This is a genomic window from Labrenzia sp. OB1, from assembly GCF_001624695.1.
Taxonomy (GTDB): domain Bacteria; phylum Pseudomonadota; class Alphaproteobacteria; order Rhizobiales; family Stappiaceae; genus Roseibium.
Genome location: NZ_JSEP01000049.1, coordinates 1 through 7,771, shown reverse-complemented (window position 1 = coordinate 7,771; position 7,771 = coordinate 1). Strand labels below are relative to the sequence as shown.

Sequence of the window (7,771 nt, the reverse complement as noted above, 5' to 3'; positions counted from 1 at the left end):
GTCTTCGCCGATGGCGGCTATGCCGGTGAAAAGCTGCGCGCCGCCCTGGTGGGCAACGGCAACTGGACGATAGAGATCATCAAACGCTCCGATGCTGCTGAAGGCTTCGAACTCCTGCCCCGCAGATGGGTGGTGGAGCGCACTTTCGCATGGCTGGGCAGATGCCGCCGGTTGGCAAAGGACTGGGAGGCGTCAATCGAAAGTTCCACCGCATGGATCAACATCGCTAGTATCAGGGTCATGACACGCAGGCTCGCAACCTATTGTCTTGTCTCATGAACTTTTGAATCGGACTCTAATGCTATCTATGGAAATATTAGCGTTTGCGATGGTTGCTTTGTTGGATATGGTGATTTCAATGGCGATGGGTTACAGGACGTCCTCTCGGGCATAGATGGGTCTGGGAAATTTCAGATTTCCTATGTGGACGGATCTGGTCTGCAAAAAGGTCCTCAAATCTCGTTGTATGGCGCATGTAGTGGTGGTTCTTGTGCGCACGAAAAATTTTATCCGAAGTTGGCGGATGTCGATTCCGACGGGCGTGCAGACATCATTTCTTACCGGGATATTGGCTCATCTTATCCCTTCGTCTCGCGTGTTTATTTGAATCGCGGCAGTGAATTTGAGTTGCTGGAAAGCACCACAGGAAGTGGAGATACCTTTCCATATTTTATCGCCGATATCAGAGACGCCAACGCAGACGGATTTCCGGAGTTGGCACTTGACGAAAACCGAAGACTGGACACGTTTGGACCGCAACGTTGGCAGGTTCTCAACGTCAAACCTGATCTATTGCAATCAGTTAAACGACCATTGGGGGCGGTAACGTCGATCACTTATGCTTATCACGTTCCTGAAACGCAGGTGGACCTGCCGCTCAACTTGTTCGTGGTGACGTCGACCGAAACCTATGACGGACGGAATTTACGTGCCAAAACAGACTTTAGTTACAGCGGTGCAAAATGGGATTGGAGCACGAGACAATTTTTAGGCTTTGAAAAGATAGTCGCCAGCCTACCCAAGCTTGCCAATGAGACGTCCGGTCCTGTTGTCGAGACCACGTACCGGCAAGATCTTGCATCGATCGGGAAAGTCGCCTCGATTGTCCGTAAGGACGGCAGCGGCACGGTCTTGCGCAAGCAGGAGGAGACTTACGCTGTTCAGCTTCAGACAAAGCCTTATACGTCGCTGAATACGCAGACGGTTACGACCACCTATTACGGCGGCACGGCTCGTGTCTCGCGGAAAAACCGCATCTTCAACGAGCATGGTCTCGTCTCGTCTGTCATTCACCACGGTGACGACAGCAAGTCGGGGGACGAGTGGCGTTACACCCGCTGGAGCTATCCGAACCTGACGGATTATATTGTTGATCGTTGGGCTGTTGAAGCGATTAACTCGGGTACATCATATCATTATACGGACAACAGGAAATGGCGCCGTTGGCACTATTACGATGGCGCTACAGGTGTCACGACACCGCCGACCGACGGCCTGAGGACCCAGACCTCTGAATGGACCGGAGGGGACGCCGAAGACAAGCGCGTTCTTGTTGAAACGACCTATGACGGCGACGGCAACATCATCAGCAAGGCGGATGGTTTCGGAAATAAGACCTCCTACATCTACGACAGTACATACAATCTGTTCCCGATTGAAACCCGAACTCCGCTTTATGGTTCCGATAACCGGCATAAAGTGTTGGTCGACTGGGATATGGTCTGCGGTGTCATCACCAGGCAGACCGACGAGAATGGCGCGGAAACAGACCACAGCTATGATGCGCTTTGCCGTAAGACGCAGACGGATCTTCCCGGTGGAGGACAGACCAAATTCTCCTATCTGAATTGGGGCAATGCGAATGCAAGCTTCAACCGAACTCGAACGGTGCATCCGAACGGGGCCGGTGAGATTTACTCGGAATCGCAGTTTGACGGACTGGGGCGTGTCTATGAGGAGCGCAGCTCCGGCGCACAGGGCGGTACTGGCAGTGCCTCCAACCGGGTTCATCTGGTCTTTGATGCCCGCGGTAATGTCAGACAAAAAAGCAAGCCCTATGCGACGGGCGAGACCTTAGCTTGGAGCGATTTTGCTTTTGACGGTCTGGATCGCCAGATCCTGCTGACCCACCCTGATGGTGAGACGGTTACGACAGCTTATCTCGCCGGCGACAGCTTCTCCGCGGTCGAGACGACGGACGAACTCGGTCATAAACGGGTCAGCCATTTTGATGCCTTTGGCAACGAGGTCTATCGGGACCGCTTCCTCGACACAGCGCGCCAGCGCACCACCTATTCCTACGACACCCTGAACCGCACGACTGCGATCACAGATCCGGAAGGGACCACCTTTGAGTACACCTATGACGGTCACGGCAACAAGATCGCTGTCTATGATCCGGATCTGGGGTGTCAGTCCATGGCCTATGACGATGCCGGGCGACTGACCGAGCATCGCTATGCGAATGGTTCACTGACCACATATTCCTATGATGCAGCGGGTCGAATCGCCTCCAAGAACACGGATCCGGGCGCCTTGGCATTTCCGAAATGTGCCGGCCACAACGATGCGCCCGAACAGTCCGTTGGCCTGGAGACCCAATCGGTCCCCGAAGACACTGCCTGGACCTATACGGTTCCGGCCAACACCTTCGTAGACGTCAACGGAGATACACTGACCTACAGCGCTGCACTGGCGGACGGATCGGCGTTGCCCACGTGGATCGCCTTCGACGGGGGCACGCGTACGTTCACGGCAACGCCACCAGCTAACCACAATGGCACCACAGCCCTGCGGGTGTCGGCGTCGGACGGACAGGCAAGTGGGCACGCGACCTTCGATTTGGCCGTCACACCGGTCAATGACGCCCCTGCGGTCGCCAGCGCGATTGTCGATCAGTCGGCGTCCCAGGACGCTGCCTGGAGCTTTACCGTTCCGGCCGGCACGTTTGGCGACGTTGATGGGGATACTTTGAGCTATACGGCAGCTCTGTCCGACGGTGGCGGCGTGTTGCCGTCGTGGCTGAGCTTCAACAGCTCTTCCGTGCGATTCTCAGGAACACCGGACGCCAGCCAGGTCGGCACGATCGGTCTCAGGGTCAGTGCCAGTGACGGTCAGGAGACTGCGAGCACGGACTTTACGCTGACGGTGAATACCGGAAACTCCGATCCTGTTCTTGCAAACGCAATTCCAGACCAGGCGATCAATGAAGACACGCCCTGGAACTTCACCTTTGCCGCCTCAACATTCTCCGACGCTGACGGAAATGTCCTGACTTACTCGGCGGCCCAGTCCAACGACAGTGCGTTGCCGTCCTGGTTGAGCTTCAGCGCGGCCAGCCGGACGTTCTCCGGAACGCCGCCGGCAAACTACAACGGAACGGTCGGCCTGAAGGTGAGCGCCAGCGACGGCAGCGAGACAGCAACCGACACATTCAATCTGACCGTCATTCCGGTCAATGATGCGCCTGTTGTTGCAGTTGCAATATCGGACCAGTCCATTCCCGAGGATACTACTTGGACTTACTCTGTTCCCGCCGGCACATTCAGTGATGTGGATGGTGACAATTTGAGCCTGATGGCAGAATTGGCTGACGGCAACGCACTGCCATCCTGGTTGAACTTTAGTTCAGTGACGGGAAATTTTAGCGGCACCCCTCCTGCCAACTACAACGGTATCTTCAATCTGCGTGTCGCTGCCACAGACGGGCAAGAGACGGTCTCTGACGACTTCAAATTGAACGTATCGCCCGTAAATGATCCTCCGGTTGCTATCGATGACACCGGATTTGAGACTGAATGGCAAACGGCGATCACCATTTCGGCATCGACACTGTTGTCAAACGATCAGGATATTGACAGCAACTCGTTATCGATCATTTCCGTTTCGGGAGCGCAAAATGGATCCGTATCACTGAATGGAAACGGAAGTGTCGAATTCCTTCCAAACAATAATTTCTCCGGAACGGGCAGATTTACATACACTCTTTCGGACGGTGCGTTCACAGATAGTGCCACCGTGACCATTGTTGTAAACGTCCAGCAGATCATTCGTGAGCCTGCAACCGGCGAAGCCTACTCAAATGATGGGGGGTTTCTTCTGTCGCCGACGACTGGTTACTACCACGTTAATGTAGAGGGTTTTAAGTATCACGGTATTAACTGGAATGGCGTCTCTGTGTTTCTTGAAGACGGTAAAGATAAATTTTCTGCGGGGCATAGTGTGACTTCCGGCGGCTGGATTTATCATGTTGGCGATCAGAAGCATTACATAAATGATGCTGGGGTTGTGGTTCAATACTTCAATTCTATTTGGCGTGAAAATCTAAGGTGAGAGTATTGACAGGATTTACAAAGCAAAGTCTTTCGCTGCTTTGCGTATCATCTTTGCTGCTGCAATCGACTGCGGCCTTTGCATCGGACGTCACGACTTACACGTATGACGAGGCGCGCCCAGGTACCTTCAATGTCGGTGAACTGACCACCGTCAGCAATAACGCGGCGACCATCCGATATGATCATGATGCTCTGGGTAACGTCACCACCAAGAGCTGGGAGGTCGACGGCCAGACCTATACCCAAAGCTTTACCTATGCGCCCCATGGCGAGTTGCTGCGCTGGACCTTTGCAGATGGCGACGTCATCCCCTCGGCATCCGGGACAGCGCAGTACGATGTATTTGGCAATCTCAAAAGCCTTCCCGGTCTGATCGAAGACATCAGCTACAATTCCGCGTTCCAACCGGTTGCGACCGTCTACGCCAATGGTGTCACCGAAACTCGGACCTACGATCCAGACCGGCAATGGCTGACGGCGATTACGGCAACGGCAGGGGCAAGCACGCTGCTGTCGGAGAGCTACAGTCGCAACGATCGCGGGCTGATCGCCGAAGTCACCTCCAACCGCCCGGACAGCAACTGGCAGTACAGCTATGACACGGTAGACCGGCTGTCATCAGCGGCCAACCTCGACAATGCCGACTACACCCAGACCTTCCAGTATGATGCGGCCGACAATGTCACTTACAATTCGGCCGTTGGCAGCTACATCTACCCGGCACCGACAGCCCCAAGACCTCATGCGGTCACTCAGGCTGGCAACCAGACCTACGCCTATGACGGCAATGGAAATATGACTTCCGGGGCTGGCCGAACGATCACTTATGACGGTGAGAACCGACCGGTCTTCATCACCAAAGGTGGTGTCACGACGGCCTTCATCTACGGCCCGGATGGCCGGCGGCTGAAAAAGACCACCGCCGGTAACACGACGCTTTACCTCGGGCCCGACGAAGAGATCACCCCCGACAGTGTCCACATCAAGCATCCTCTGCCGGATGTGCGCATAGCGGACTCTGAAAAGTCCTGGCTGCACCGGGATCACCTGAATTCTGTCAAACTGGTCTCCGGCGCGACGGGAACAGTGATTGCGGAAAATCTTTTCAGGCCTTATGGCGAGCGCACCGACGTCCAGGCGCTGGCGGGTCAGCCGCGCGTATCCAAGGGCTGGATCGGGGAGCGAGACGACCCGGAAACGGGACTGATCTACCTCAATGCCCGCTACTATGACCCGTTCCTGTCAAGGTTCCTGTCGCCAGACTGGTACAGCCCTAAACACCGAAGCGTCGGCACGAACCGCTACGCCTACGGCCTTAACAACCCCATCCTCTACAAGGATCCAACAGGGCATTATGCCCGTGACGATGTCACGGAACTGGATACTATATATGTCGGCGACAATGACCCAGTCACTGACAGCAACCCCCGTGGCAAAGCCGGAAGCACTTGTGGTGGAAATGACTGCGGTCGTGGCGCTGGTGGTGAGGGTTCAGGCGGGGGATCAAAAGAAGTGCAGGTTGCCTTTGCACAGGCGGCTATTCCCTTTGTCGTCGGTTGCTTTGCAAGCAGCGCCTGCGAAGCAGCCCTCTATGGCGCTACAACCGGTGCACTCTTTGGCTGGATACTATTTAACGAAGTTGATGACGATGGCAAAAACAAAGACCGCCCACGCGGACTGCCACCCGAAGGCATATCGCCACCAGTTCAGAATCCAGACAAGGTTACAGTAGGAGAGCCTAGCCGAAAGAAACCTCGTGAAAGAGGTGAAAAAAGTCTGTGGGATGAAGATAACGGTGAATTCCGCTATTTCCCTGAGGATGAACACCATAACCCTCACTGGGACTATAATGCTCATGATAAGAAAGGTTCTCCTTGGGTGAACATTCCGATTGACGGTAAACCACCTGTAAAAGGAAATTGAAATGAGCGAACTTAGAATTAGCTATGTTACGGATTTTAGAGGAGAGTGTGTATTATTGCTTGCGTCCTCAAGTAATGGCTTTGATGAACTTAAAGAGAAATTAAGTGAATTACCCACTTTAGATGAGGTCATTCTAAATTACAATGTTATACTACATATAGAGTCTTGCGAAAGAAGTAAAGTAACAAATTTGAGTTCAAAAAAAATAAACTTATATTGCACAAATGATAAAATTAAAGAGATAATAGATAGTGTAATTGTTGTCTCCACTAATGATGAGCCATGTCACACCTATGTGGAGGGCATTGAGGGAATAGACGCGCTCGTATTGTCAAAAGGAGAAGGCTACTGATTAAAGCACTCGGTAAGGGATTGCCAAGTTGTTGACGTGTCTGAGAGGGTTCCGTCGCAAACTTTCCTGCAGGACGAGCGGAGCCGTCCGGCAGACATAGCTATGCTGCGAGATCCGCGAAGGTCTGGAAGGCGGTGGCGCCATTGGCGGGGATCTGCCCCTTGCGGATCATATGCGCGGCTTCGATCCCGGAGATGGTGGCCGCGGCCGAATGGAACGCCTTGAAGCCCTTCATCGGGCCGGTGATCCGCTTGATGAAGCGGTGGTCCTGTTCAAGGATGTTGTTGAGATATTTGACCTGCTGGATCTCGACTGTGCGGCCTTCGCCGGTGAATTTCAGGATCACGTTCACCGCTTGCAGGCCGGCCAGATTTGCGCCGCTCTTGTCGATCACGACCCGGTCAGGCACGCCGTTTGTGGCGATTGCCCGCATGAAAAAACGCCGGGCAGCGGCCAGGTCCCGGCGCTCGGAGAGCATGAAATCAAGGGTTTGGCCGTTGCGATCCACGGCCCGGTAAAGATAGGTCCACCGGCCCTTCACCTTGATGTACGTCTCGTCCATCCGCCAGGAACCGGCGGTTGGACGTTTCCTCGCTTGCGCCCGTGTCGCGATTAGCGGCGCGAACTTTACCACCCAGCGATTCAGCGTTGCATGGTCGACGGTGACGCCGCGCTCGGCGAGGATTTCTTCGAGGTCTCGGTAGGAGACTGCGTAACGGACATAGAAGAACACCGCGTGCAGGATCACTGACTTCGGATAATGCACACCCTTGAACTCGATCAACCCATCGCTCCTCGCCAACGCTCTGGCAACGCTGACAGATTTCTAAATCCAAGGGAAACGGAAAGTTTGCGACAGAGCCAAGCACAGTGCCGCGTTGCGGGATTTGGCTGCCAGCATCTTTAAAGAAAAAACGGCACGGGACCTGATCAAGGAAGATGTCGAAGGCGAAGTCGCCGAGCATACGCCAACTCATGCGCAAGAGCCGTCGCAGCCGGCCGAACCGCCCACAGAGTAAAGTCCATGCATATCATGCGGGCCTTCGCCGTTCTGGCCTGTGCCGCACTTGTTGGCGTGACGCTGACAGGGTGGCACTACACGCTCGGCTTCAATCCCTTGCAAGCTGCCTGGTGGCAATGGTTGCTGGATTTCTGGCGGCAG

At 54.5% G+C, this 7,771-nt stretch carries 5 protein-coding genes; 4 read left to right on the top strand and 1 reads right to left on the bottom strand.

Annotation, left to right across the window (positions count from 1 at the left end; genetic code table 11):
• The 4 genes from OA90_RS27090 to OA90_RS28845 form a co-directional block, all read left to right on the top strand.
• Positions 1–279: transposase (locus tag OA90_RS27090; RefSeq protein ID WP_156510446.1), on the top strand; the 279-nt coding region annotated here is incomplete at its 5' end.
• 24 nt (positions 280–303) lie between these two features.
• On the top strand, positions 304–4,332 hold the full coding sequence (locus OA90_RS27085) for a putative Ig domain-containing protein (RefSeq protein ID WP_347876845.1): 4,029 nt from the start codon (positions 304–306) through the stop codon (positions 4,330–4,332).
• Positions 4,333–4,337: 5 nt separating this feature from the next.
• The gene (locus tag OA90_RS27080) at positions 4,338–6,257 is read left to right on the top strand and encodes an RHS repeat-associated core domain-containing protein (RefSeq protein WP_156510705.1); all 1,920 of its coding nucleotides are present in this window, start codon (positions 4,338–4,340) and stop codon (positions 6,255–6,257) included.
• Position 6,258: 1 nt separating this feature from the next.
• Positions 6,259–6,609 carry a hypothetical protein gene (locus OA90_RS28845; protein ID WP_156510704.1) on the top strand — a complete coding sequence of 117 codons (351 nt, stop codon included), beginning with the start codon at positions 6,259–6,261 and terminating at the stop codon, positions 6,607–6,609.
• A 100-nt stretch (positions 6,610–6,709) separates the two neighbouring features.
• Here OA90_RS28845 and OA90_RS27075 read toward each other — a convergent pair whose 3' ends face one another.
• Positions 6,710–7,393, bottom strand: coding sequence for an IS6 family transposase (locus OA90_RS27075; RefSeq protein WP_068420094.1), 684 nt, complete (start codon positions 7,391–7,393; stop codon positions 6,710–6,712).
• Positions 7,394–7,771 lie beyond the last annotated feature (378 nt).

Excerpts from the sequence above, each read along its gene's own strand:
- OA90_RS28845 (WP_156510704.1), top strand. The coding sequence starts at position 6,259 with ATGAGCGAACTTAGAATTAGCTATGTTACGGATTTTAGAGGAGAGTGT.